Origin of the sequence: Mycobacterium senriense (genome assembly GCF_019668465.1) — a bacterium.
GTDB lineage: Bacteria > Actinomycetota > Actinomycetes > Mycobacteriales > Mycobacteriaceae > Mycobacterium > Mycobacterium senriense.
The window spans coordinates 2,903,699-2,927,778 of sequence record NZ_AP024828.1 but is presented as its reverse complement, the minus strand read 5'-3'; the positions used below and the strand labels follow the sequence as shown (position 1 = coordinate 2,927,778).

The following is a 24,080-nucleotide window of genomic DNA, read 5'->3' as shown; positions in this document are numbered from 1 at the left end:
GATTATGTGATGGCGTTGATGGAAGTAGACAACCTCGACTTGAACGCGTCAGGGATGGGGATGTAGCCGTTGTCGGCCAGGCCGTTCTGCCCGGCGCCGATGGTGCTTTGCAGGAACGCCTTGACCGCCGTGCCGACCTGGGCATCGGGATACTTCGAGCAGACGATCTCGTAGGTGGCCAGCACGATCGGATAGGAACCGGCCTGGGTCGGCTTGTAGAAGGACAGCGTGTCCAGCACCAGGTCGTTGCCCTGGCCGGCGATCTTGGCTCCAGCAATCGTCTTGCCCACCGAGTCGGCACTGATCGACACCGCATCCGGGCCGGCCGAGGTGATGATCTTGGCCATGTTCAGTTTCTGCGCCTGAGCAAACGACCACTCGTTGTAGGTGACGGAGCCCTCGGTCGCCTTGATCGCTGCCGAGGTGCCGTCGTTGCCCTTTGCTCCCTCGCCGACGCCGCCCTTGAACGTCTTGCCGGCGCCCTTGCCCCACGCGCCGTTGGAAGCGGCATCGAGGTACTTCTGGAAGTTATCCGTGGTGCCGGATTCGTCGTTGCGGAACACGACGTGAATCGGCTCGGACGGCAGGGCGGCTCCCGGGTTGAGCGCCTGGATCGCGGGGTCGTTCCACGTCGTGATCGCGCCGTTGAAGATCTTGGCGGCCGTGGCGCCGTCCAGGCTCAGTGAATTGAGGCCCGCGACGTTGTAGGTGATGGCGATCGGCCCGAAGACCACCGGCAGGTTCAGCGCCGGCGACCCGCATCGCTGTTGCGCGGCGGCGTATTCGTTGGCCGCCAGCGGCGAGTCCGAACCACCGAAATCCGTTTGCTTACCGTTGAATTCGCTGATTCCCGCGCCGGACCCGTTGGCGGTGTAGTTCAGCGTCTGGCCGGGGCAGGCCTGCTCGTATGCGTTGACGAACCGGGTCATCGCGTTGGCCTGGGCCGTCGAGCCGCTGGCCTTGAGGGCCTTCTTTCCACCGCAGCTCACGTTGCCCGACGAGGAGCCGCTCGTTGCGCTCGCGCCGGACCCGTTGTTGTCGCTTCCGCATGCCGACAACGCCAGCGCGCCTGCGCTCACGACACTCAGCACGGCGCCAAATCGGTTGAGTTTCAATTCGCTTCCTTACGGTAGGGATGAAACAGGATCGCCGCCGGTCGGTAGCCCACGGCGGCCGACCAGCCGTCTCGCAGCCACGAAGCTAACAGTAACAAGGTGAACGTTGAGCAAATTGTTCGGCGCTCACCGCTGAACGCGAAGGCACCGGGCGGCGACGTGGGCGCGAGCCGTGGTCGACAGTGGGTCGCCACGCCGCGGCAGCAAAGAAAAATCGGTTGGTTTTCGGGACGGCCCGCGGGCGCGCTCTCACATCACGAGATGGCGTTGATGGATTCCGCCGGCCGTGACCTGAATGCCGGTGGCACCGGGATATACCCGTTGCCCGCCAAGCCGCTTTGTCCATCGCCGATTGTGCTCTGCAGGAACGCCTTTACCGCCGCACCGACCTGGGGGTCAGGATACTTCGAGCACACGATCTCGTAGGTGGCCAGCACGATGGGATAGGAGCCGGGCCGGGTCGGCTTGTAGAACGAGAAGGTGTCGACGACCAAGTCGTTGCCCCGCCCGGTCAGGGTGGCGCCGGAGATCGTCTTGCCGACCGACTCCGCACCGATCGACACCGGGTCCGGGCCGGCCAAGGTGACGATCCTGGCGATCGCCAGGTCCTGCGCCAACGCGAACGACCATTCGTTGTAGCTGATCGATCCTTCGGTCGCCTTCACGGCCGCCGACGTGCCGCCGTTGCCTTCGGCGCCCTCGCCGACCCCGCCGTTGAAGACCTTGCCGATACCCCTGTCCCACACGCCGTCGGACGCGGAGTCCAGATATTTCTGGAAATTGTCCGTGGTGCCGGACTGGTCGCTGCGGAACATGACATGGATGGGCTCGGCGGGCAGCGGGGTGCCGGGGTTCAGCGCCCGGATGCCGGGATCGTTCCAGGCGGCGACCGCGCCCTTGAAGATTTTGGCGGTGGTGGGGCCGTCCAGGATCAGCGAGTTGACACCCGTGACGTTGTAGGTGATCGCGATCGGGCCGAAAACCACCGGCAGGTTCCATGCCGGCGAACCGCACCGCGCCTGGGCCGCGAAGTATTCGATCGGGGCCAGCGGTGAGTCCGAGCCGGCGAAATCCGTTTGATTACCGGTGAATTCACCGATGCCGGCACCCGAACCGTTGGGGGTGTAGTTCAGAGTCTGGCCGAAGCAGGCCCGCTCGAACGAGCTGACGAAGCGGGTCATCGCGTTGGCCTGCGCGGTCGATCCGCTGGCCTTCAGGGCCTTCTTTCCACCACAATCGACGTGGCCCGGCGGGGTTGCCCCGCTCCCCCATGCCCGAGTGTCGTTGCCACCGCAGCCCGACAACGCCAGCGCACCGGCCGTCAGGACGCTCAATGCGACACCAAATCGGTTGCGCCTCAAGTTACTTCCTCACGGTGAAGACCAGACATGATCGTCGCCGTTCAGCTAACAGCACCAAGGTTAACGGCGGGCGAATGGTCGCCCGGCGCGGGCGGGGCGCCCGGCACCGCGCGCATGCCTGCGCTACGGGCCGCATCGCCACGCCCGGGTGCAAAAGTAGAACCTGTTCCAGAAATGCCCGATCTGAGACGGCGCGGCTTGCTACCGTGTCGGCTGACACCGAAATGAAGAGAGGCCGCCATGATCCTTGACAGGTTCCGTCTCGACGACAAAGTCGCCGTCATCACCGGTGCAGGCCGCGGCCTCGGGGCCGCCATCGCGCTGGCCTTCGCCGAGGCGGGCGCCGATGTCCTCATCGCCTCACGCACGGAGTCTCAACTAGAAGCCGTCGCAGAACAGGTCCGGTCCGTCGGACGGCGGGCCCACGTCGTGGCCGCTGACCTGGCGCATCCCGAGTCCACCGCGGAGTTGGCCGGCAAGGCCGTCGAGGCGTTCGGGAAACTAGACATCGTCGTCAACAACGTCGGCGGCACCATGCCCAATACGCTGCTGACCACCTCGACGAAAGATCTCAGGGACGCCTTCACCTTCAACGTCGCCACCGCCCACGCCCTGACGGTGGCGGCGGTGCCGTTGATGCTGGAGCACTCCGACGGCGGCAGCATCATCAACATCACCTCGACCATGGGCCGGCTGGCCGGCCGCGGTTTCGCCGCCTACGGCACCGCCAAGGCCGCGCTGTCGCACTACACCCGGCTGACCGCCCTGGACCTGTGCCCGCGCGTTCGCGTCAACGCGATCGCTCCGGGATCCATCCTGACCTCCGCCCTGGACGTGGTTGCGTCCAACGACGAACTGCGCGCGCCGATGGAGAAGGCCACACCGATGCGCCGCCTCGGCGATCCCATCGACATCGCCGCTGCCGCAGTCTATTTGGCATCCCCGGCCGGAAGCTTCCTGACCGGCAAGACGCTCGAGGTCGACGGCGGCCTCACCTTCCCCAACCTCGACATCCCCGTCCCGGACCTGTGACCCCCGACCGCCAAGGAGCACGTCATGCCCATCCCCGTCGTCCAATTGGGCACCGGCAACGTCGGTGTCCACGCCCTGCGCGCGCTCATCACCAATCCGGAGTTCGACCTGAAGGGCGTCTGGGTGTCCTCGGACGCCAAGGCGGGCAAGGACGCGGCAGAGCTTGCGGGCCTTAGCGAGTCGACCGGCGTGCTCGCCAGCACCGACCTCGATGCCGTGCTGGCCCCCGGGCCGCAATGCGCCGTGTACAACGCACTGGCCGACAACCGGTTGCCCGAGGCGCTCGAGGACTACCGGCGCGTCCTGGCGGCGGGAATCAACATCGTCGGCAGCGGCCCGGTCTTTTTGCAGTACCCGTGGCAGGTCATCCCCGAGGAACTCATCAAGCCTTTGGAAGACGCTGCCCAAGAAGGGAATTCGAGCCTCTACGTCAACGGCATCGATCCCGGCTTCGCCAACGATCTGCTGCCGCTGGCGCTGGCGGGTACCTGCCAGAGCATCCAGCAGATCCGGTGCATGGAGATCGTCGACTACGCCACGTATGACAGCGCCGCGGTCATGTTCGACGTGATGGGCTTCGGCAAGCCGCTGGACGAAGTACCCATGCTGCTGCAGCCCGGCGTGCTCAGCCTGGCGTGGGGCTCGGTGATCCGCCAAATGGCTGCGGGCCTGGGCATTTCGCTCGACGAGGTCACCCAGGACTACGTCCGCATCCCCGCCCCCGAGGACTTCGACATCGCCTCGGGCCATATCGCCAAGGGCACCGCCGCGGCGCTGCGTTTCGAGGTGTTCGGCATGGTCGACGGCGCCCCCGTCGTCGTCCTCGAACACGTCACCCGGCTGCGCGAGGACCTGTGCCCGGAGTGGCCGCAACCCGCGCAGGAGGGCGGCTCCTACCGCATCGAGATCACCGGCGAACCGTCTTATGCCATGGACGTCTGCCTGAGCAGTCGCAAGGGCGATCACAACCACGCCGGCCTGGTGGCCACCGCGATGCGCGTCGTCAACGCGATCCCCGCGGTGGTGGCCGCCCGGCCCGGCATCGTGACGACCCTGGACCTGCCGCTGGTCACCGGCAAGGGGCTCTACCTCCCGCAGTGAGGCCCGAGTGCGGGAAACGCCGTAGCCGCTGCGGGTCGCGCCGAGATGTTCGACTAACCTCACTTTCTTATTCGGTGAAGTGAATCGAGGGCGACACGTTGGGGCAGCGCACCCAGGGCTCACTCAAGGGCAACTGGTATCTGCTCGGGCCCGCGTTCGTCGCCGCCATCGCCTACGTCGACCCGGGAAACGTCGCCGCCAACGTCAGCGCCGGCTCCCAGTACGGCTACCTGCTGCTGTGGGTCATCGTCGCGGCCAACGTGCTGGCGGGCCTGGTGCAGTACCTGTCGGCGAAGCTGGGACTGGTCACCGGACGCTCCCTGCCCGCGACGCTCGGCAGGCGGATGGGCCGCCCGGCGCGGTTGGTCTACTGGGCTCAGGCCGAACTCGTGGCCATCGCGACCGACGCGGCCGAGGTCGTCGGCGGGGCCATCGCCTTGCACATTCTGTTCAACCTGCCGCTGCTGGCCGGCGGGCTGATCACCGGCCTGGTGGCCCTGCTGCTGCTGGGGATTCAGGACCGGCGCGGACAGATCATCTTCGAGCGGGTCATCACCGGCTTGCTGCTGGTCATCGCGATCGGGTTCGCGGCGAGCTTCTTCGTCAAGACGGCCCCGCCGGAGGAGATGCTCGGCGGACTGGTGCCCCGGTTCCACGGCACCGAAAGCGTGCTGCTGGCAGCCGCCATCCTGGGCGCCACCGTGATGCCGCACGCGGTCTACATGCACTCGGGCCTGGTCCTGGACCGGCATGGGCATCCCGACGAGGGCTCGCATCGGCGCCTGCTGCTGCGCGTCACCCGCTGGGATGTGGTGCTGGCGATGACGGTGGCCGGCACGGTGAACGCCGCGATGCTGCTGATCGCCGCGATCAACCTGCAACACCGCGACGTCAGCGCCTCCATCGAGGGCGCCTACTCCGCGATCCACAACACGCTGGGCGCGACCATCGCGGTGCTGTTCGCGATCGGGTTGCTCGCCTCGGGCCTGGCGTCGTCGTCGGTGGGCGCCTATGCCGGCGCGATGATCATGCAGGGGTTGCTGCACCGGTCGATTCCGATGGTGGTACGGCGGGTCATCACCCTGGTGCCCGCCCTGGTGATTCTGGCGGTGGGATTCGACCCCACCCGCGCACTGGTGCTGTCGCAGGTGGTGTTGTCGTTCGGAATACCTTTTGCCGTGCTGCCTTTGATCAGGCTGACCAGCGATCGCGCGCTGATGGGTAGCGACGCCAATCACCGCGTCACGACGATTCTCGGCTGGGCCGTCGGCACATTGATTAGTCTGCTTAACGTGGTGCTCATCTGGCTGACGGTGACCGGCTGAATGCCGGCGCTGCGGCACCTTTACTTCGCATACGGGTCGAACCTATGCGTCCGGCAGATGGCGCAACGCTGCCCCGACGCCGCGCATCCGCGGCCTGCCGTGCTGGCCGACCACGACTGGCTGATCAATCAGCGCGGCGTGGCCACCGTCGAACCGCTCGCCGGAAACCGGGTGTACGGGGTGGTGTGGCGGATCTCCGACGGTGACCTGGCGACGCTGGACAGCGCCGAGGGGGTTCCGGTGCGCTACCGGCGCGACGAGATGACCGTGCACACCGACGAAGGACCCGAGCCGGCCTGGGTCTACATCGACCACCGCGTGACGCCGGGCCCGCCCAGACCGGGCTATTTGCCCAAGATCATCGACGGCGCCACCCAGCACGGGCTGCCGCAACGCTGGGTCGACTTCTTGCGCCGCTGGGATCCCGCCGGCTGGCCCCGCCCGAAAACGTCGTCGACGTCCGGGCCTGGGCCACAGTCGCTTTCGGCGTTACTGAGCGAGCCCGGGGTGACCGAGAACAGCCAATTACGTTCGCAGTTCGGCTTTTTGGCGATCCACGGCGGCGGGCTGGAAGAGATGACCGACGTGATCGCCGAGCGTGCCGCCGAGGCCGCCGGCGCCTCGGTGTACGTCGTGCGCCATCCCGACGCCTACCCGCATCACCTGCCGTCGGCCCTGTTTGACCCGGCCGAGTCGGCGCGGCTCGCCGAATTCCTCGACCATGTCGACGTCGCGGTGTCGCTGCACGGGTACGGCCGCGACGGTCGCAGCACCCAACTGTTGGCGGGAGGCCGCAACCGGGCGCTGGCCGCGCACCTGACCCGGCATGTTCGGCTGGACGGCTACCAGGTGATCACCGACCTCGGCGAGATACCGCCGGAATTGCGGGGCCTGCATCCGCGCAATCCGGTGAACCGGGTGCGTGGCGGCGGAACCCAGCTGGAGCTCTCGGCCCGGGTCAGGGGGATCAGCCCGCGCAGCCCGCTGCCCGGTGATGACGGTTTGTCGTCGGTCACCAGCGCCCTGATCCAGGGGCTGGCGACCTCCGCCCGTAGTTGGTCTTTGTCGGATCGTTGAACGGAGATTGTTGGTGGCCAAGGAATTTCGCTTTGGAATGAGCTTGCGGTTCTTCAAGTCACGCGAGGCACTGCTCGACAAGGCCAAGCGGGCTGAGGACGCCGGCTTCGACATCCTCTGTGTGCCCGACCATTTAGGCGCGGCGGCTCCGTTCCCGACGCTGACCGCGGTTGCGATGGTCACCACTACGCTGCGGCTGAGCATGTATGTACTCAATTCCGCGTTCTACAAGCCGGCCCTGCTCAGCCGGGACATGCAAGGTCTGGATCTGCTCAGCGACGGCCGCCTGGAGATCGGGCTCGGCACCGGCTACGTCCGGGAAGAGTTCGAGGCCGCGGAGATCCCGTATCCCAGCGCCGGCGCGCGGGTCGACTATCTCGAACACATGACGAAGTACCTGAAAGAGCACCACCCGTCGACGCCGCTCATCATCGCCGGCAATGGTGACCGGGTGCTGACCATCGCCGCCCGCAACGCCGACATCATCGGGCTGACCGGCTCCAAGGTGCGCGATGTCGAGGACCCGTTCGCCGAACGCGTGGACTTCGTCCGCAAGGCTGCGGGAGACCGGTTCGATTCACTCGAGCTGAACCTGGCCATCACGGCGATGCCGCGGGTCGGCGAGACCGAGCCCGACCTCAAGCTGACCCGCGCTTACGCGCCGGACCTGTCCGACGAAGAGATCCTGTCCCAGCCCTCGGTACTGAGCGGTTCGCCCCGCGAGATCGCCGACACGCTGCTCGCATACCGCGAAAAATACGGCGTGTCGTCCTTCACCGTGCAGGACAACAACATCGACAACTTCTCGAAGGTGATTGCCGAACTGCGCTGACCGCCGCGGCGATTTACCGGCGGGCGTGCCGGTAAGCTCAGGCCCGTCCGCCCCCGTAGCTCAGGGGATAGAGCACGGCTCTCCTAAAGCCGGTGTCGCAGGTTCGAATCCTGCCGGGGGCACCATCTGACCACCACAGATGTAATCCCGCACAAGGTTTGCACAACTGGATCTAGGTGTGGCTGCCTTCCGAGAGGCAGTCAATATACGAACGCATCAGCGATAATCCCTGCGCGAGACCTCATGGAGGAGCTGCTTTCGCGCTTCAATCCCACGTCTATGCCCGAGTCGCTGGCATATCTCCGTGGTAGTGACGGCGCAGGAGCTACTGCAGGTCGCAGACGATCTGGACAGGCGGGCGGGGCGGTGAGCGCCTAAAGCGGCCATCGTCAGGGCGGCCTGATGGCCCCCAATTCCCCGGCGCCCCAGACCTACACCCCGGCTTGGTGTGTAGCCGCCCTGGTGGCCGCAACCGGCATTACCACGCGCGGAAATCGCACGGGGGGATCCCGGCCGGGCGTACGCTCTCCAGTTTATGAACAAGGGTAAGAGAGTCTTGTTTGCGGTGCTGCTCGCGTTCGCCGTCTCGACAACGTCGGTGAGTTGTCTTCCTTACTGCCCCATGAAAGGCGGCCCGTCCGTCACCTGCTGATCACCTGCGGTGGAGGGGCGGGAACTTCGGGTCCCGACGGAACCGGATCGCGATAGTGCGCGTCCTACCAGTTGTTCGGGCCGCCCCTACTCTCAAAGGGGAGGACCGATTTTGCGGCCGGCCGACGTTGAATGACTGCCGCTGACGGTGACTTCGTCGTCTGCCATAGTCAGCGGACCACCGGTTTGTCAGTTGACGGACCACTTTTCGGAACCGATTCGAGCTTGAACTGGTTTATTGCGAGTGTCGGCGCGAAGAACCCCTATCCCTGGGGGCATCAGCGCGAACCCGAATCGCGGAGATCGATAGCGACCGGTACCCCGGTATCGAACCAGTGTTGGTGTAGGCGCTGAATCTTGTCGTGGGTGGGCCGATCGGCGGTATGGAACCGGTACTCCCAGGAATCAAAAGCGTTCACCGTGTTGGTGTATGCCCGCCGAGCAGTAGCTAGTTCGGCAGGCTCACTGAGTTCCCGCGCGGTGCCGGTGAACATCCCAGCAGAGACACGCAGTCGTACAGCTGGATTCGCCCGGATGTTACGCAGCCAGTTCGTGATGGCCTGGTCCTTGGGCAGTTTCAACAGGACCGGTCCGAGCATGACTAGGTAGGCGACGGAGTTGTCCAGGATGACCCGCACGCATTTCCGTCGGGGTTTCCCGGTCCGACGCCCGGTCGTCGTGAGTACTCCGAAGCCGGCGGGCGGGTGCAGCAGGAAGTACGGCAGTTGCAACGTTGACAAAGCCTTTCCGCCGCGCTGCGGCCAGCGGGTGAACGGGTTGTGCCGCCATTCCTGTGGAACGCCATCGTCAGGTGCTGCTCCGGTCTCAGTGCCGCTCACGTCGAAACTTCCCATGCTGGCCGATTTAGCAGGATTCACCAGTTCATCACCGCCGGACACGCGACGGCAAGAGACCCCCAACGGAACCCGCCGCCGAAGGAGCCGACCGGCGTATCGGATCCCCCTCAGCTAGCTATTTAACTCCGCCGGACGGTGGTGAATTGCCGCACTCGGTTTGTGCGGGCACGCTAAGCCGCTGTGCGCTACATCGACACCATTCACTCCAAGCTGCAACTGATCGCGACCCTTCGCCGTGCGGCTCGAGAGCGGGGTGGGCCGCTGCCGTCGACAGCCATGGGCGCGGATGCGTTGCAGGATGAACGCCGCGAGCTGACCAGGTGGTTCCGGCGAATGGTCGGCTACTGAAAGTGCGTCTACAGATTGTGAGGTCCCGTATCGCATGGCGGGAAGAAGTTACTAGACGTTAGCGTTCTCTAACATGGATGCATTGGGCAAACGATCGACGGGAGGCCCCGCAATGCACACAACCACAGCGAAGCCGGTCGCCGTCACCACCGTCGACGACGAAGGCGGGCAGCGGATCGAGCCCCACCGATATCAGACCAACGCAAACCTGAGCCAACGGCCGACGACGGGTGCTGACCGGCCAGTGCGCGAGTACGTGACCAACGTCAGGGGGTCGCGTTAGCGTTCGACATGGTAGCCGTCACTACCTGGCAATGATCTCGCCTAGACGGCCTTCAGGTGGAACCAGGTATTCCACCGTGTGGAAGACCTACGCGTCACCGAGATTATTCACAGGTTCTACTGAGATGGTTCTTACGCGCGAGCGGGTAACCAGGCTCGCATGAGGAACTTCATGCGTATTGCAACATCATCGCTCGTATTGACCAGCGGTTTGGGCCTCGCGGGTGTGGGGGCTGCGGCAGTCGCCGAGGCCTCACCCATCGCTCCGCCGCCTACTTATCACTGGTGCCCCGGACAGCAGTGGGATCAGGGCTGGGGCAACAACTATGACTGGGGCCGCTGCCACGACGACCACTTCTACGACGGCGAGCCGCGCGACCAGGGTCACTGGCACAATGGGGACTACGACGAGCACTGGCAGCAGGGCGGCCCTGGTGACCGCGACCACTGGCAGCAGAACGGCCCTGGTGACCGCGACCACTGGCAGGGCGGCCCTCCGGGCGATCACCACTAATCATCGCCGACGAGTCACCGAATCGGCGACTCGTACACCTGATGGCGGACGCCCAAAGGCCCGCCATCAGGCACCGTCCTTCTCAGTCATCGACCTGACCAGCGCCAACTGCGAACGTCGCCGAGGCACACCAACCCGCCCCAGCTCGCCCAGCAGCCCGGCCAGTACCTTTGCTGCACTGGGATGCACGTTCCGCGCACCCGGGTTGTCTAACAAGCGGGCGAACGCGAGCGCCGTCTCAGCAAGCCCCGGACGCAACTCGGCGGAGTCGCCGATCTCCTCTTGGACGCCGATCTCGACCGGCCCGGGTGTTACTGCCAATGACCCTGACACGGCGACACTCGGAGTTGTCGGTTCAGCGCCGATGCGCCTCTGGCGGTAATTTGCCTGGTAAGTGGTGTTGGCGTTGGTACATTCCGGGCAGTGGCAGCCCGCGATGTAGCGCCGCCGCGTGCCGTGCTTCGCTGCCATAATGCTCCAAAAGGGTTGTGGTTTAATGCAATTCATTCACGAAAAGCGTTGTGACAGTGCCACTTTCGCTGCCGTGCGCGAAAAATGATCTAAGCCTTTGGCCCGTCCGGATGGTCGTTTGCTGAGATTCGCATACCCCCTGGTCAGGGGTGAGGTTTGGCGGGCATGTATCGGTGATCGGGCCCGCTCTACGGGCTGGGGCTGGGGCTGGGAGCGGGGTTGGGGCTAGGTGCAGCAGCATCTCCATACATGCAAGCGTGAAGCTCCGGACTGCCGGGGGCGAAGTCGAAGCCGCAATTGCACTCGTGAGCGTCCCTGGGCGCGAGCGAATCGCAATAGGGGGTGTTAGCTGAGGCTGCGGGTGCCGTCCACGCCACCGCTGCGAACAGCGCTGCGGTGGCAATAAATACTCTCGTCTTCATGTCGGGATGATCCTTTTCTCGCAGATGACGGCACTCTGCCGCCGGTCATAGGGGTGACAGCATTTGTAGCAGCCTGAGCGGATGCACGCGGCTATTTGGGCTGAGCGCCCTTAAGGTCTCGGCGTGCGTGGCGCTGGTCGTGGCTAGGTGTTCAAACGTCCACCATGCTGGCCACGCCATCGCTACCTGCCTGGATCAGGAGATCAGGTTGAATGCGGTTGACGCCAGGCCACGCCGAGGGCATGTTATCAGCTCTTGCCTGTCACGCGTTCGATCCAGCGTGAGCGTTCCCATTCCGCGCCAATGCTTTCCGGAACGGTGAGTGTGTCGCCGTGGGTGAAAGCGTTGCCTTCGTGGACAACACGGAACGGCGCTTGGACTTTCACGCTGACGGCTTTCTCGGTTTTCTCGGCCACTGCTGGTTCCTTTAAGATCATGATGTGGGCAGGTTGGTCACGACACAGATCGCCGCAGGCGGCGGGACGCTCAGTGAGACACGTTCCTCAGCTCGCCAGCCGTACTGGTTGGTCCGCCAGAGATCAGCGCCCGCGTCGGTGGTGCCGCCGTACGGGTTGTACATGAGCTCGAGGCCCATCCGGATCCAGCCCACAGCTGCGCCGCCCTGGATAGACATCACGATCGCGGTCCCGTCTGGCACCTGAGTACTGGTGACGGTTCGGACGCCGAACACGTCGAACTCATTCTGTTGGTTGAGTCCGCCGGGGCCGCGAACGATGTCGAAAACGTAGGCGCCGGTGGATGTTTTGGTTCTTAGCGCCGCCGCGGCCGTTGCAGGCGAGGTGAGGACCAAGTCCGGTTCACTAAACGCTGATCCGGTGCGAATCTTCGTGTACGCGTGCGAGAGCGCGTCCGCAAAGGTGAGGCTGGTCGCGTCTTGCGCCAGCGTCCCACTCACCGCAAGTAGCCCGTTGAACTCCGCAGCCGTCGGACCACCGGAGGCGTTGGCGTTTATCAGATAGTTCGACTCGCTGTTGATTACGGAGCGCTGCAGCTCGACCGCTACTGGTGCCGTTGACAATGAGGCGGTCAGCGATCGTGGCGCACGGACCGCAAACCGTCTTGGGAGGTCCAATCGAATGTCGATTACTCGTACCCAGAGGCTCAGGTGTACGGACACCTCGGTCGCGCAAGCTACTTCGAGACGGGTTGCCCCTCGCCTTCCAACACGATGACTCGTCAGGAGCGCACTATGACGACACAGGCCAGCCTTGAGAAGAAAGAGCGTGATTTCCTTGCACAGTGCGTGGGCGACGCGCACCAGATGCTTGATCTTCTGCCGGGCGTGGACCCCAATGGCCCCGCCCTGGTGTGGCTTGCCGAGCAGTTCGTGCTGTTGCGTCGGGGCGATTGCCCGCCTGCCCACGCGATGACCCTGTGATGGCAGCCGGATACCGAGTCGGCCACACCATCGGGTGCCGTGACCGCCGTCGTTGCTCGAAGCATCAGGAGGTAGCGCATGACCCACCCATCAGGTGTGCCGGCGTTCGAACGGTTCTTTCGCTCGGTTGCCGGCATCAAAATCGGCAAGAACGACGTGCGGCGCTTCCGGGAATTCGTTGACGAGCAGATCGATGACATCGCCATCGCCGCACGTGACTCGGCGAAATGGAACGGACGCGACGTGATCGTGCCACAGGACCTACCGATCACTAAAGGCATTCAGGAGCGGATGCGCGAGTTCGACAAGCTCGACGAGGCCGACGAGATCCGCGATTTGTTGCGCCAGGTGGTGCGACGACCACCCGCGGATGTCACGTTCGATGAGGACACCGAAAGGCTGCTACCCGAGCTGTTCGGCGGGCTGAGTATCGCGCTGGCCCGGTCGTTCCGAGTGCTCGATCCAACTTTGGCAAACCCGTCGACCGAGCACTGGGACCGGGTCTTCACACTGTTCCGCTTGCTGTTTTGAGCCATCCCTGGCTTAAATCGCGGTCGAGTGCGTCGGCCTACCCGACGACCACGGTCGCGGAGCCCCCGATGATCGCCTTGCCCCGCGCCTCGTGACAATCCGCGGCGCATCGGTAGCCGTCTGAGGCGAGGCAGTTCGACAATTGAATGTGGCTGTAACAATGAACGGCCCTCAACGTGGACGACTTTAGAACGTGCTTCGCAATGCTGGATACGAAAGACCCAGCAGCTTAAGTGACTCTTGAAACGATCGCGTCACAGACGCACGTCAGACAGGGTTTTTCGGTTCGACCGCCACGCTGGGCACCCCGAGGTTCTCAGTTCCGCGTCAACCCACCGGCCGGGTATTTCGGAGAGGATCGGTGATGATGCGTCGAGCCCTAGGCGACCGCTGTCGCGTCGCCCTCCTCGACTTCCGTGTGCGCCAAGAGCAGCGCTGATGTGAGCCGCTCGAATTGGCAGTCGTGGCATAACACCACGTCAATCCCGGGCAACCGCCGGATTACAGCATTTGCTTTGGTGGCCACTCGTTGGCAGTGACCGCATTTCAGATACGAGGCAGAGTGCTCGATGATGCGGGCGGCGGCGAGGGCGGAGGGGTCGACCATGGATCGATCATCCACCACGCCTCTTGCCACCTGCTGAGAGACAAGCCAGCAATCTCCCAAGAATCTGTTAGGAATCTGCTGAGTGCGGCCACACTCCGGGCCCCAGTCCTCAACCGCAGGATAGTGCGCAAGGGGGTTTGCCATCTCGTCGTGACCGCTCCCTGCGCTCCACCACATCGCGATTTGAGGCTATAACCAGTGGCGGAGGTTGACTTGGCTGTGATGCCGAAGTCCGTTGCGCAACAACGGCTTACAATACCGGACGGCAAACCAGAGGTAGCTACCGAATCCTAGTGCCGGCGCCATTGGTTCGAATCCGGCCAAGGCGGCGCTTCGACGTCTCTGGCACGTATCCGGTCCGTAAGAGCTGTGCATCGACGGCTCGCCGGAAGAGGATGGTCCCATGACGACCACAACGAACAGCGCCCTCATCCCGACATTCGCTGCGCTGCGATTCGCCACCGGCGTGGCCGCGTGGGCCGCCCCGAACAGAGCCGCACGGTTGTTCGGGCTCGCTTCCGCCAAACAGCAGCCCTTCATCACCCAACTGTTCGGGTCTCGCGAGCTGACGCTGGCCCTCGCCGTCACGGACGCCTCGCCGCAACTACGCCACCGCGCTCTGCAGCTCGGGGTGCTCACCGACGCGCTGGACATCATCGCCGCGCTGCGCGGTATCCGCCACCGGACGCTGCCGCCGGTCGGTGCGATCGTGACCGGTGGCGGCGCGGCGTTGTTCCTCGGCATGGGCCTTACGGCGCTGGCGAACCAGAAACGTGCCGCCGTCTCGACGCCATAAGTGGCAGTGAGTTGGGTCACCTCCGGCCCCGGCACGGGCAGCCTTTCGGCCGCTCAGGTGTTGAAACCCGCAGTCACTAGTTCAGACGGTGGCCCTCATTCAGCGAGGCTGACATGCGACAGACCATCATTCGCCAACGCCCTGATGCCCGTTTACCCATTGCCGAGACACTGTGGATCATCGCGGGCACCATCCTGCTGCTCGCCCTAGGAGACGTCGTGATCGTGTTGACCCTCGCGGTGGTCGGCGCGGCCATCGCGAACGCGTGGTGGATCCGTCGCACCGCCGGGCGTCGCGCATTGAGCAGCGCGGTGACGCTAGCTTCCGTGTCTCGCCTGCCGACCGGGAACCGCGAGCGGAATTGGGCGTCGGCACACGCGCCGTGGCATCGCCACAGCGCCGCGTAGGCACTGTCTCAGGCTTCGCGCTTCCCACCCGTCATCCCCAAGTAGCCCGCGGCGGCGTGGCCTTGGATTTGTCGGCGGAGGACAGGTGCACGGCGTGCACGCCCGGCTTCTTGGCCAGCTGATCCAAAAGGCTTTCCAGATGCGCCTTGTCGGTGTGCCAGTGCTGCACCGCCTCGGGGGCCTGCTGCAGTTCCGCGAGGACCGTCTTGAGCTTGTCCGGGGTCTTACCGTCGTCGTCCGACGAGCGGCGAGCCGGGCTCCGCGCGGCGCCTCCGGCAAACCCGCGGGGCACGGCACCGCCGAGCGCGCCTCCGGCCAAGCCCGCCAAGGCCATCTCGCCCAAGAGACCGCTCGCGGCCGCCGTGACCGTCGGCGCGGCGCCGGTGCTGGTGTACTCCAACACGGTGGCGGCGATCTTGACGCCGGGACCGGCCGCGGCCCAGCTCGGCGGCACGGACAACGCCCCCGCGAGTCCCGCGGTGCCGGCGCTCGCCGATACGGCAGACGTGCCAGCCGCGCCCGCCGCCTGCGTGCTCGAACCCAGCGCGGCGAACAGCGGTCCCTCCAGTTCTACCGCCGTATCGCTCCATGTCCGCGCCGTCGCCACCAGGCCCAGGCTGATGCTGAGCAACGTGTCGTTGACCGGACGGATGGCCTTGGTGACGAACTCGACGTTCGCGGCGGCTTGCGCTAACGGTGTGGAATTCAGGCTGCTCAGCCATGTCGCCAATGACGACGCCTGCGACGGCGGATCCGCCGCGGGTGTTGCGAGACCTTGCAGGGTTCGCGGGGTCGTCGAGATCAGCTGCGATAAGGACGACTGCGCGTTGGCGGGCGCCGTGCCGGCAGCTTGGGCGACCGCCCCCGATTGACCAGCCGCTCCAACGGGATTGGTCGTTTGAGGCGCGGAGTTGAACGGCGACATCCGCGCGGCGGTCGCCGACGAACCGGCGTAGCCGTACATCGCGGCGGCGTCCTGCGCCCACATCTGCCCGTACTCCGCCTCGATGGTCGCGATTGCGGCCGTGTTCTGGCCGAGAACGTTGGTCGCCACCAGTGTCGCCAGCTGACTACGGTTTTCCGCGATCGCGACCGGGGGGACGGTTCCCAGGAACGCGGTCTCATAGGCCGCCGCCGCCGCTCTGGCCCGGGAGGCGGCCTGCTCGGCCTGCGCGCCGGTGGCGCTCATCCACTCCACATATGGCGCCGCCGCTGCCGCCATCGCCGCCGACGACGGACCCTGCCAGCCGCTGGACAGATTCGAAATCACCGACTCATACGCTGCGGACGCGGAATACAACTGGGCGGCCAATCCGTCCCATGCCGACGCCGCGGCCAACAGGGACCCCGAGCCGGGCCCGACGTACATCCGGCCGGAGTTGATTTCCGGCGGAACGGCTCCAAAATCCATTGCTGCTCCTTGGTATTGGCGACGGCGGCTATCCCTGCGCGTCGTCTGCGTTGATGACGATGATCGTGGCGGTGGTCGCCGCCCGCCCGAATGCGCTGCCCCCGAAGCTCATTGCGCGAGCAGAACCACCACCGGCGGCGGCCACGGCGCGCCCGGCCAGGCCGGACGCGGCCATGTTGCCGAAGAGCGACCCCTGCCCCTCCGCGGCGACGGCGGCCGGGGCACCGGCAAAAGCGGTCTGCGGCAACACCGCGGCGACCGACCGGATCTCCGGGGCCGCCGCGGCCCATCCCTGCGGCACCGACAAGCGACCGACCACGCCGGCACGGGCGATGCCCGTTGACGTTCCGGCGCCGACCGGAGCCGTTGAGCGCACTACCCGCGTCTCCGAACCGAGGCCGCCGCCGAGCTGAGCCAGCTTCGATCGGTCCCGGTCCAGCCTCTGTCTGGCGCTGTTCACGTTCGCCACGTTCTGGGGCACCAGGTAGTTTTCGACGCCCAGCAGATACGGGCTGCCCCCGATGCCATACAGCGAGACGGGACCCAACGGTCCCGTGAAGGCCGAGTCGAACGCTGACAGCAGCGAAGGATCAGCGGCGGCGGGCGTGGTCAGGCTTTGCAGCGATTGCGGCACGGCCGACATCAGTTGCGGCAGTGCGGTTTGCGCGTTCGCCGCCGCAGAGCCACTGGTCGCGTGCGCGACGGCAGCGGCCTGCACCGCCGTCCCGCCCGGGTTGGTGGTCTGCGGCGGATCTCCGAATGGGGTTATTTGCGCGGCGGTCGCCGACGAGGCAGCGTAACCGTACATTGCCGCCGCATCTTGCGCCCACATTTCGGCGTACTGCGCTTCGGTGGCCATGATCGCCGGAGTGTTCTGACCCAAGAAATTGGTGGCGACCAGCGCCATCAATTGCGCACGGTTGGTCGCTATGACCGGCGGCGGCACCGTTGCGAGGAACGCGATCTCGTAGGCAGCGGCCGCCGCCCTGGCCTGGTTGGCGGTTTGCTCGGCCTGGGCAGCGGTCGCGCTCATCCACGCCGTATACGGTGCCGTGGCGGCCGCCATGATGCCCGATGATGGGCCCTGCCACGCGCCGGCCACGTTTGAGATCACCGACTCATACGATGCCGCTGCGGAGTGCAGTTCGGCGGCCAACGCGTCCCAGCCCGCTGCGGCGGCCAGCATCGGGGCCGACCCGGGGCCAACGTACATTCGGCCGGAGTTGACTTCAGGCGGCAAGCCTCCGAAATCCATTGCTATACCTCGTGCTTAATTGGGCAACGGTCGCACTCAGGCCGCCCCGCCGCATTCTTTTACTTGACTGCTCAACCACAGAGCTGGTTTTTGTACCCGGCTTCACAGACCTGGCGGCTCCTGGTCATCCAGGATTGCCGGGCCGGTCCGCCGGCGCTGCTGACGGTCGCATGTTAACGGAATAGGTTGTTACACACGACTATTCGCTGAATAGCATTCCGCGCTCACGGCCGTGGCTGCGGGTGGCACCCGAAAGGCTGTGCAACTTGGGCTTGGGCTACGCATACTTTGGACCGTTGAGCGCGCCTATCGGTGTGCGCTCGAACGCGTGATCGTCGGCACCTATACGGGCCGACCGGCTGAGTCCGAGGGTCTGCGGCCGCTGCCGTCAGCGAGTTTGACCTGTGGGTCGCAGGCTAGGATCCCCTGTTGCGCCACGGGCGATGCCGCCGTCGCTGCAGATAGGATTCGACACGGCGACTATGGCGATCAGCGATGACTGCGATTGCGTGCCAGCAATCTTGACGGTCTTGCGCACCCGCGGGAGCGACCGGGCACGCCCGCGCTGCAGACGCCGAGGGTGAACCCGCGTCGAGAGACCTCATCGTGATGCTCCTGCACGGCGCCAAAGCCGCACCAAAGTGCCCGCCCTACCAGTAGATGACCAAGCGATCCTACTTTTCGTGTTCACGCGCTGTCCACATCCTGTTCGTTCTTCGCGTTCACGACAGCCGAAATTCTCAGTACGCGCCCAGGAGGGCAGACGAGCTGTTCGGATTCCGGATCATCACGGCGTCGGCGAGGGAAAAGGGCGCCAGGTGTGCTCGCAAAGTCAGCCGCCCTGCCCTGGCAAAGGCGGTCGGTATGCACTCGTCCCGCGCGCTAACGACCGACGTCGGCGGAAGGGATTCAGATCCCACCAAGTGCGCGGAGGAGGACTAGCATCTATACCGTGCGCGTGAGGGAAGAAACGTAGCGCCCGTCGCTTCGTAGGGCATAAGCCGAGCCTGCGATGCGGAAGCTGGTCGCGACACTGATGGCCGTTGGGGCCGTGATGCTCAGCGGGGCTGTCGCCCGCGCCAAGAACCAGCAGCCGCCGCCTCCTCCTGCCCCCTCGTTCTACGCACCGAAGTGCCTGAGTTTCGACCCGGGCCCGCCGGCACACTGGAACTACCTGCCCTGCGGTTGGACGACGGACGGTAAGCGGTGGATTCCGCCGCCGCCGTAGCCGATACCCCTGACACAGATGACGACGGCGGCCGCGCGAAAAATCCTCAGGCGCTGACTAACTCGCTTTGAGGTGCCCACCTCCCCGGCAGCTGACGCCGCAGACGCCCGCATCCCCCCGGGCGTCTGCGAGCGAAAGCGCCTGATCGATCGGAACACCACTGCAGTCCAGGCCGTTGACCACGAGGCCCAAGCTGATCGCGCCGTCGGCGCGGGTGCCTTCGATGCACACCTCGATGTCGCGGAGCCCCGGCCTTCCAACTGTCCAGAAGTCCGGCCGGTGGCCGTCGTACACCGTATGGGTGCCCGCACCGTCGACACCCTCCCGTCGGGAGAGCTCACTCGCCGACGACAGCGGCACATCGTCGGGCAACGCAGCCGCCGCGAGAGGAGTGAGCGGGTCGGCGAGGCCGCAACAATTGTCGTGATACTCCAAGGCGATCATCGTCGCCCTCCTCTCACTTGGCCATCGTTGTTCGACGGCAACGGTTTTACGGCAGCACGGTGTGCATCAGCATCACGTCGTATGCCGACCACAGCGACAGGTTGAAGTACAGGTCTCGTCCGGACGACCAGGGATGAATCATCGGCGCATAGATACCGCCGGGCATTTGGAACGAGGACACCAGCGGCTGCTCGGGACTCCAGGGCCCTTGCGGCGTCGGCGCGGTCCGTGCCACCACGTCGTTGCTGCCGCCGTCGGTGTAGAGCACCAGGTACTGCTTGAGATAACTGTTGTACTGGGCCGACATTTCGCCGACCGGCCCCGGGAAAATCGGTGTTGCCGCCCCGGGATTGTTCGCCACCCAGTGACCGCCGTTGTCGCCGTTCCAGTACTGGTACTTGGTCAGGTCGGGCAGCTGATTCGGTGGGACGCGCGAGAGGAATGCCGCGCCGCCACGTCCCGACGGGGTGCCGAACTGGTAGAGGTAACCGTCGTTCCCCTTCATGAACGCGCCCATCTGGAAGTTTTCGTTTCCGGGCGTAAACCCAGCTCCCGGAATGGCATCCGGCGAGGCCGTACGAATGGTGGTCGGGAAGATACCCCAGTTTTGGCCGTTGTCGTTGGACCGGGCGATCGCCGAGTAGTTCGTCGACCATTCGCCGTCACGGCCCCACTGGCGGATGGACATGTAGCTCATGTACTGGGTTCTGCCCATGGACATCGCCGCGGTCGGGATGATGCCCGTCTCGTGCGCCGCCTTGTGGATGGTGTTGACGACCTGCTTGGAAAGTCCGGGCGCCCACACCGGCGAGCCGGAGTATCTGTCGTTCGGCGCACCGTCGGCGATGTGAATCCCCTTGGACAGATCGTGGTCGTTGCTGCGGAACAGGGTGTTGTAGCGCCACTGCTGGCCGTGCACCTTGCAATAGCCGAAGGTGTCGCCGAAGGCCATCAGGACCTGGCGGTTGGCGGGATCGCCGTTGTCCCAGGCGATCCCGAGGTCGGTGCCGGAGATGCTGAAACGTTCCAGGGTCTTGTTGGGGCCGTTCGGTCCGGTCACCCAGTCGACGAGCGACGTCGGGGCCCCCGCGATCGAAGGGGGCGGCGGCCCCGGCTCGGGCTGCGGCTGCGGCATCGGGGCGGCGTTCGGGCGCAGCTGGTTGGCATTGGGAGGGGCCGGGACCCCGGGCGCGGGCGGATTGGGTCCGGGCGGCAACACTGCGGCTTGCGGGTACATCGGCGCTGAGGGGTCCGGTCCGGGCGTCGGCACCTCGGCTCGCGGATGCGCCGGCGCGGAGTACTGGCGGCCCGGAGCGGCCGGCTTGAGCAATGACGAGATCAGCGGACCCAGCCGCGGTAGCGGCGCCTGGTCATTCGTGTGCGTCGGCCTGCGCCCGGTTGGCGGCTGGACGACCGGCTGGGGTGCGGGCATGGCCGGCGGCGCGGCGGGAGGATCGACGTTCGCCTCGGGCGCCCCGCACGGTGTTGCGTTTGCGATTGGCGCGGGCCCCACCACGAGGACGAATCCGACAGCGGCCGCCGACGCCATCGATAGCGACACACTTCGCAGAAACGCCGACATGTAGCACCTTTCGAGGGGTAGGACACCGCGTTGGCGCCCTTTAGCTGGCCCATGTGACGATAGTGATCTGCGAGGCGAATGTGACCAGTGATGAGCTGATAGGTATCCATCCGTAACCGTGTCGCAACGCGGCGATCCCCGCCCGCGGCGCGTCCTTCGTGTGATTAGCTCACCCGCTATATGGGCAGCTGGGACACGTTGTCAGCTTTGCCACAGCCGCGATCGCACCGGACTGCCCGTGCCCCCGGGGCGGTGCCAGGATGGACCCCGGATCCGCCCCACCGGGGCATGAGTGAGCGTCCTGTCGAAGCCGGCTTGTCGCTACGAGGTGGGCACCCCATCACCCGGTCCCGCGGCAGCGGCACGGGGGTTGCGGGGTGCCGGAGGAAGCGGCATCGACTTTGCTGGCGGCCGCCGGAGCCGCCGCCGAAGAGCGGCGCGGACAGCGATCCGCGTTCGGTACGGGCGCACCACATTGCCGCAGCTCAGCCTCGCGGGCGCGCAACCGTCGAACGCCCTGTTGCACACACGCAAAACGAGAATCGTCATTCGCCCGGCGCCACGCGAAAGTCGTGTCACACTCAAACAGATTGGGTCAGCATGTTTGTCCACCCCAATCGGTGGCAATGATCCAACAGAGGCGAGTGTGTTGGCCGGCCTTCGCATTCGTCTAGGTCCCGTCGGTTCAGCCCGAGAGCCGACGGGGCCGCCCTCTTTCACCCGCCTTTTGCACGCGCACGCCAGCCGCACCGACTCGCCCATAGACCTCAACAACGCCGCCGTGCGGGAGTACCGTCGGCGTATGGCTGGCTCGACCGGTGGATGGATTCTCGGTAATTGCCAAAGCGATTTCGCTCGCAGCCTCACCAAAGAAGGCCGCGACATCGCCGCGTTGACCGTCGAGGTCGTCGATGCCACGCTGACGGCGGCGAGGGTCGACGCGGGTGACATCGGGGTGGTGCACGTCGCCAACGCCGTCGACGGCATCGAAGTCCAGGTTTCGTCGTCAGCGGCACCGAAGGCCTGTGATCATGGATGTTGAGATCGTCGGCAAGTTCCTGTCCACCCTGCCCGAAGACGACGACCACCCGTACCGCACCGGACCGTGGCGTCCCCAGACCACCGAGTGGGACGCCGACGACCTGATCGCCGTCGAGGGTGAGATTCCCCGCGACCTGGACGGCGTCTACCTGCGCAACACCGAGAATCCGCTGCACCCGGCGTTGAAGACCTATCACCCGTTCGACGGCGACGGCATGGTGCACGTGGTCGGCTTCCGCGACGGAACGGCCTTCTACCGCAACCGGTTTGTCCGCACGGACGGCTTCCTGGCCGAGAACGAGGCGGGTGAGCCGCTGTGGCCGGGGCTGGCCGAACCCGTGCAGCTGGCTCGGCGCGAGCAGGGCTGGGGCGCACGCACGAAAATGAAGGACGCGTCGAGCACGGACGTCGTCGTCCACCGCGGTGTCGCACTGACCAGCTTCTACCAGTGCGGCGACCTGTACCGGATCGACCCGCACTCGGCCGGCACACTGGGCAAGGAGTCCTGGAACGGCAGCTTCCCGACCGATTGGGGTGTGTCCGCACATCCCAAGGTAGACAACAGAACCGGCGAACTGCTGTTCTTCAACTACAGCAAGCAAGAGCCGTACATGCACTACGGCGTGGTCGACGAGCGCAACGAGCTGGCGCACTATGTCGACATCCCGCTGCCCGGCCCCCGCCTCCCCCACGACATGGCGTTCACCGAAAACTACGCCATCCTCAACGATTTCCCGCTGTTCTGGGATCCCCAACTGCTCGAACACGACGTGCACCTACCACGCTTCTATCCCGACCTCCCATCGCGCTTCGCGGTGATCCCCCGCCGCGGAGACACCGGTGACATTCGCTGGTTCGAGGCCGACCCCACGTTCGTGCTGCACTTCACCAACGCCTACGAAGACGGCGACGAGATCGTGCTCGACGGCTTCTTCGAAGCCGACCCGTTCCCACTCGATACCGGTGGGACCAAGTGGGACAAGCTGTTTCGCTTCCTCGCCCTGGATCGCCTGCAGGCCCGGCTGCACCGGTGGCGCCTCGACCTGGTCACCGGCGCGGTGCGAGAAGAGCAGCTCTCGGAGTCCATCACCGAGTTCGGCACCATCAATCCCGAGCACGTCGGCGGCGTCTACCGCTACGCCTATGCCGCCACCGGCAAGCCCGGCTGGTTTCTGTTCGACGGCCTGGTCAAACATGACCTGCGCACCGGAACCGAGGAGGGGTTCGCATTCGGTGCGGGCGTCTACGGCAGCGAGACCGCGATGGCCCCGCGCGTGGGCGCCACCGGCGAGGACGACGGCTACCTGGTCACCCTCACCACCGACATGAACGCCGACGCCTCCTACTGCCTGGTGTTCGACGCCGCCCGGGTCGGCGACGGACCGGTGTGTAAACTTCAACTGCCCGAACGCATTTCCAGCGGAACCCACTCGACGTGGGCACCCGGCGCCCAATTGCGGCGCTGGGACACCGCCGACTCGGCGGCCGGCGCGATCGGGCTGTGATGAGCGCCGGCAAGCACCACCACACGACGCACTGGCCGATGCCGCTCGCGCCCATCGGTGCCATCCGTTTCGCGCGCCGTTCCACGCATTTCGCCGAAACAGTGCGATTTTACCGCGATCTCGTGGGGCTCCCGCTCTACGAGACGTTCGGGGACAGCTACGGAAGCAACGGCGCCATCTTCGGGTTGCCGAGCTGGAACCTCACCATGGAGATCGTGGAGGCCGTCGACCCCGTCGCGGTGGACCATCACGAACAGCTGTGTCTGTACTTTCCCGACCAACAGGCGCAACAAGCCGCCCTTGAGCGCCTGCGCGGGACGGGCGTCGAGCCCGTCGAACAGCACCCCTATTGGGAGGCCACGGGCGCGGTCACCTTCCGCGACCCGGATGGACGGGAAATTGTGTTCGCGCCCTTCGTATTCGGCGTCAACGAGCCCGAGGACAGCCGCGCGTCTGGGACGCACGAATTCCCGTCGTCCTGACTGT

26 protein-coding genes, 1 tRNA gene and 1 pseudogene are annotated in these 24,080 nt (G+C 65.6%); 17 read left to right on the top strand and 11 right to left on the bottom strand.

What is annotated here, in order from left to right:
- Positions 1-2: 2 nt before the first annotated feature.
- Positions 3-1,115, bottom strand: coding sequence for a phosphate ABC transporter substrate-binding protein PstS (gene pstS, locus MTY59_RS14185; protein ID WP_221041711.1), 1,113 nt, complete (start codon positions 1,113-1,115; stop codon positions 3-5).
- A 254-nt stretch (positions 1,116-1,369) separates the two neighbouring features.
- Entirely contained in the window at positions 1,370-2,476 is a 1,107-nt protein-coding gene (gene pstS, locus MTY59_RS14180; protein WP_221041710.1) for a phosphate ABC transporter substrate-binding protein PstS, read from the bottom strand.
- Positions 2,477-2,716: 240 nt separating this feature from the next.
- Here pstS (MTY59_RS14180) and MTY59_RS14175 point away from each other — a divergent pair, with 240 nt between their 5' ends.
- The 6 genes from MTY59_RS14175 (at position 2,717) to MTY59_RS14150 (ending at position 7,968) form a co-directional block, all read left to right on the top strand.
- Complete coding sequence (locus tag MTY59_RS14175) at positions 2,717-3,508, top strand: SDR family oxidoreductase (RefSeq protein ID WP_221041709.1); 792 nt, start codon at positions 2,717-2,719, stop codon at positions 3,506-3,508.
- Between the two features lie 24 nt (positions 3,509-3,532).
- Entirely contained in the window at positions 3,533-4,609 is a 1,077-nt protein-coding gene (locus MTY59_RS14170; RefSeq protein WP_221041708.1) for an NAD(P)H-dependent amine dehydrogenase family protein, read from the top strand.
- 98 nt (positions 4,610-4,707) lie between these two features.
- Positions 4,708-5,934: an Nramp family divalent metal transporter gene (locus tag MTY59_RS14165; protein ID WP_415822721.1), complete on the top strand. Its 1,227-nt coding sequence runs from the start codon at positions 4,708-4,710 to the stop codon at positions 5,932-5,934.
- Positions 5,935-7,011: a poly-gamma-glutamate hydrolase family protein gene (locus MTY59_RS14160; protein ID WP_221041707.1), complete on the top strand. Its 1,077-nt coding sequence runs from the start codon at positions 5,935-5,937 to the stop codon at positions 7,009-7,011. It abuts the gene before it with no gap.
- Between the two features lie 7 nt (positions 7,012-7,018).
- Entirely contained in the window at positions 7,019-7,843 is an 825-nt protein-coding gene (locus MTY59_RS14155) for an LLM class F420-dependent oxidoreductase (protein WP_221041706.1), read from the top strand.
- 49 nt (positions 7,844-7,892) lie between these two features.
- Positions 7,893-7,968, top strand: a tRNA-Arg gene (locus tag MTY59_RS14150).
- Between the two features lie 804 nt (positions 7,969-8,772).
- On the opposite strand, the gene MTY59_RS14145 is transcribed toward MTY59_RS14150, so the two are convergent.
- Entirely contained in the window at positions 8,773-9,393 is a 621-nt protein-coding gene (locus MTY59_RS14145) for a nitroreductase family deazaflavin-dependent oxidoreductase (RefSeq protein ID WP_221041705.1), read from the bottom strand.
- A 138-nt stretch (positions 9,394-9,531) separates the two neighbouring features.
- On the opposite strand from MTY59_RS14145, the gene MTY59_RS14140 reads away from it, so the two are divergent.
- The 3 genes from MTY59_RS14140 (at position 9,532) to MTY59_RS14130 (ending at position 10,495) form a co-directional block, all read left to right on the top strand.
- Complete coding sequence (locus tag MTY59_RS14140) at positions 9,532-9,699, top strand: hypothetical protein (RefSeq protein ID WP_221041704.1); 168 nt, start codon at positions 9,532-9,534, stop codon at positions 9,697-9,699.
- 112 nt (positions 9,700-9,811) lie between these two features.
- Positions 9,812-9,982 (top strand): hypothetical protein, encoded by a 171-nt coding sequence (locus MTY59_RS14135; RefSeq protein ID WP_221041703.1) that lies wholly within the window; start codon positions 9,812-9,814, stop codon positions 9,980-9,982.
- A 198-nt stretch (positions 9,983-10,180) separates the two neighbouring features.
- Positions 10,181-10,495 (top strand): Mtp family mycobacterial-type pilin, encoded by a 315-nt coding sequence (locus MTY59_RS14130; protein ID WP_221041702.1) that lies wholly within the window; start codon positions 10,181-10,183, stop codon positions 10,493-10,495.
- Positions 10,496-10,561: 66 nt separating this feature from the next.
- Here the strand turns inward: MTY59_RS14130 and MTY59_RS14125 are convergent, their stop codons facing one another.
- From MTY59_RS14125 to MTY59_RS14115, 3 genes are all read right to left on the bottom strand, one after another.
- The gene (locus tag MTY59_RS14125; RefSeq protein ID WP_250160566.1) at positions 10,562-10,816 is read right to left on the bottom strand and encodes a hypothetical protein; all 255 of its coding nucleotides are present in this window, start codon (positions 10,814-10,816) and stop codon (positions 10,562-10,564) included.
- 820 nt (positions 10,817-11,636) lie between these two features.
- On the bottom strand, positions 11,637-11,804 hold the full coding sequence (locus tag MTY59_RS14120; RefSeq protein ID WP_221041701.1) for a hypothetical protein: 168 nt from the start codon (positions 11,802-11,804) through the stop codon (positions 11,637-11,639).
- Between the two features lie 17 nt (positions 11,805-11,821).
- Entirely contained in the window at positions 11,822-12,427 is a 606-nt protein-coding gene (locus tag MTY59_RS14115) for a phage major capsid protein (protein WP_221041700.1), read from the bottom strand.
- 171 nt (positions 12,428-12,598) lie between these two features.
- Between MTY59_RS14115 and MTY59_RS14110 the strand changes: the two genes are divergently transcribed.
- Both MTY59_RS14110 and MTY59_RS14105 read left to right on the top strand, forming a co-directional pair.
- Complete coding sequence (locus MTY59_RS14110) at positions 12,599-12,787, top strand: hypothetical protein (protein WP_221041699.1); 189 nt, start codon at positions 12,599-12,601, stop codon at positions 12,785-12,787.
- 78 nt (positions 12,788-12,865) lie between these two features.
- Positions 12,866-13,318, top strand: a complete 453-nt coding sequence (locus MTY59_RS14105) for a DUF1931 family protein (protein WP_221041698.1) — start codon at positions 12,866-12,868, stop codon at positions 13,316-13,318.
- Positions 13,319-13,697: 379 nt separating this feature from the next.
- On the opposite strand, the gene MTY59_RS14100 is transcribed toward MTY59_RS14105, so the two are convergent.
- Positions 13,698-13,925 (bottom strand): hypothetical protein, encoded by a 228-nt coding sequence (locus MTY59_RS14100; protein ID WP_221041697.1) that lies wholly within the window; start codon positions 13,923-13,925, stop codon positions 13,698-13,700.
- 403 nt (positions 13,926-14,328) lie between these two features.
- Here MTY59_RS14100 and MTY59_RS14095 point away from each other — a divergent pair, with 403 nt between their 5' ends.
- Together MTY59_RS14095 and MTY59_RS14090 are read left to right on the top strand one after the other, a co-directional pair.
- Complete coding sequence (locus tag MTY59_RS14095) at positions 14,329-14,721, top strand: hypothetical protein (protein ID WP_221041696.1); 393 nt, start codon at positions 14,329-14,331, stop codon at positions 14,719-14,721.
- Between the two features lie 113 nt (positions 14,722-14,834).
- Complete coding sequence (locus MTY59_RS14090; protein ID WP_221041695.1) at positions 14,835-15,128, top strand: hypothetical protein; 294 nt, start codon at positions 14,835-14,837, stop codon at positions 15,126-15,128.
- Positions 15,129-15,159: 31 nt separating this feature from the next.
- On the opposite strand, the gene MTY59_RS14085 is transcribed toward MTY59_RS14090, so the two are convergent.
- Positions 15,160-16,539 (bottom strand): PPE family protein, encoded by a 1,380-nt coding sequence (locus tag MTY59_RS14085; protein WP_221041694.1) that lies wholly within the window; start codon positions 16,537-16,539, stop codon positions 15,160-15,162.
- 28 nt (positions 16,540-16,567) lie between these two features.
- Positions 16,568-17,794 carry a PPE family protein gene (locus MTY59_RS14080; protein WP_221041693.1) on the bottom strand — a complete coding sequence of 409 codons (1,227 nt, stop codon included), beginning with the start codon at positions 17,792-17,794 and terminating at the stop codon, positions 16,568-16,570.
- A 1,012-nt stretch (positions 17,795-18,806) separates the two neighbouring features.
- Between MTY59_RS14080 and MTY59_RS14075 the strand changes: the two genes are divergently transcribed.
- Positions 18,807-19,022 (top strand): hypothetical protein, encoded by a 216-nt coding sequence (locus tag MTY59_RS14075; RefSeq protein WP_221041692.1) that lies wholly within the window; start codon positions 18,807-18,809, stop codon positions 19,020-19,022.
- Between the two features lie 57 nt (positions 19,023-19,079).
- On the opposite strand, the gene MTY59_RS14070 is transcribed toward MTY59_RS14075, so the two are convergent.
- Both MTY59_RS14070 and MTY59_RS14065 read right to left on the bottom strand, forming a co-directional pair.
- On the bottom strand, positions 19,080-19,466 hold the full coding sequence (locus MTY59_RS14070; RefSeq protein ID WP_221041691.1) for a hypothetical protein: 387 nt from the start codon (positions 19,464-19,466) through the stop codon (positions 19,080-19,082).
- Positions 19,467-19,512: 46 nt separating this feature from the next.
- Complete coding sequence (locus MTY59_RS14065) at positions 19,513-21,048, bottom strand: glycoside hydrolase family 183 protein (protein ID WP_221041690.1); 1,536 nt, start codon at positions 21,046-21,048, stop codon at positions 19,513-19,515.
- Positions 21,049-21,850: 802 nt separating this feature from the next.
- Between MTY59_RS14065 and MTY59_RS14060 the strand changes: the two are divergent.
- The 3 genes and pseudogenes from MTY59_RS14060 to MTY59_RS14050 all read left to right on the top strand — a co-directional run.
- Positions 21,851-22,024 (top strand): annotated as a pseudogene (locus MTY59_RS14060) (acetyl-CoA acetyltransferase); the annotation flags it as partial.
- A gap of 55 nt (positions 22,025-22,079) precedes the next feature.
- Positions 22,080-23,594, top strand: coding sequence for a carotenoid oxygenase family protein (locus MTY59_RS14055; RefSeq protein ID WP_221041689.1), 1,515 nt, complete (start codon positions 22,080-22,082; stop codon positions 23,592-23,594).
- Positions 23,594-24,076, top strand: a complete 483-nt coding sequence (locus MTY59_RS14050) for a VOC family protein (RefSeq protein WP_221046438.1) — start codon at positions 23,594-23,596, stop codon at positions 24,074-24,076. Before MTY59_RS14055 ends, MTY59_RS14050 begins: the two co-directional genes overlap by 1 nt.
- Positions 24,077-24,080: the final 4 nt, after the last annotated feature.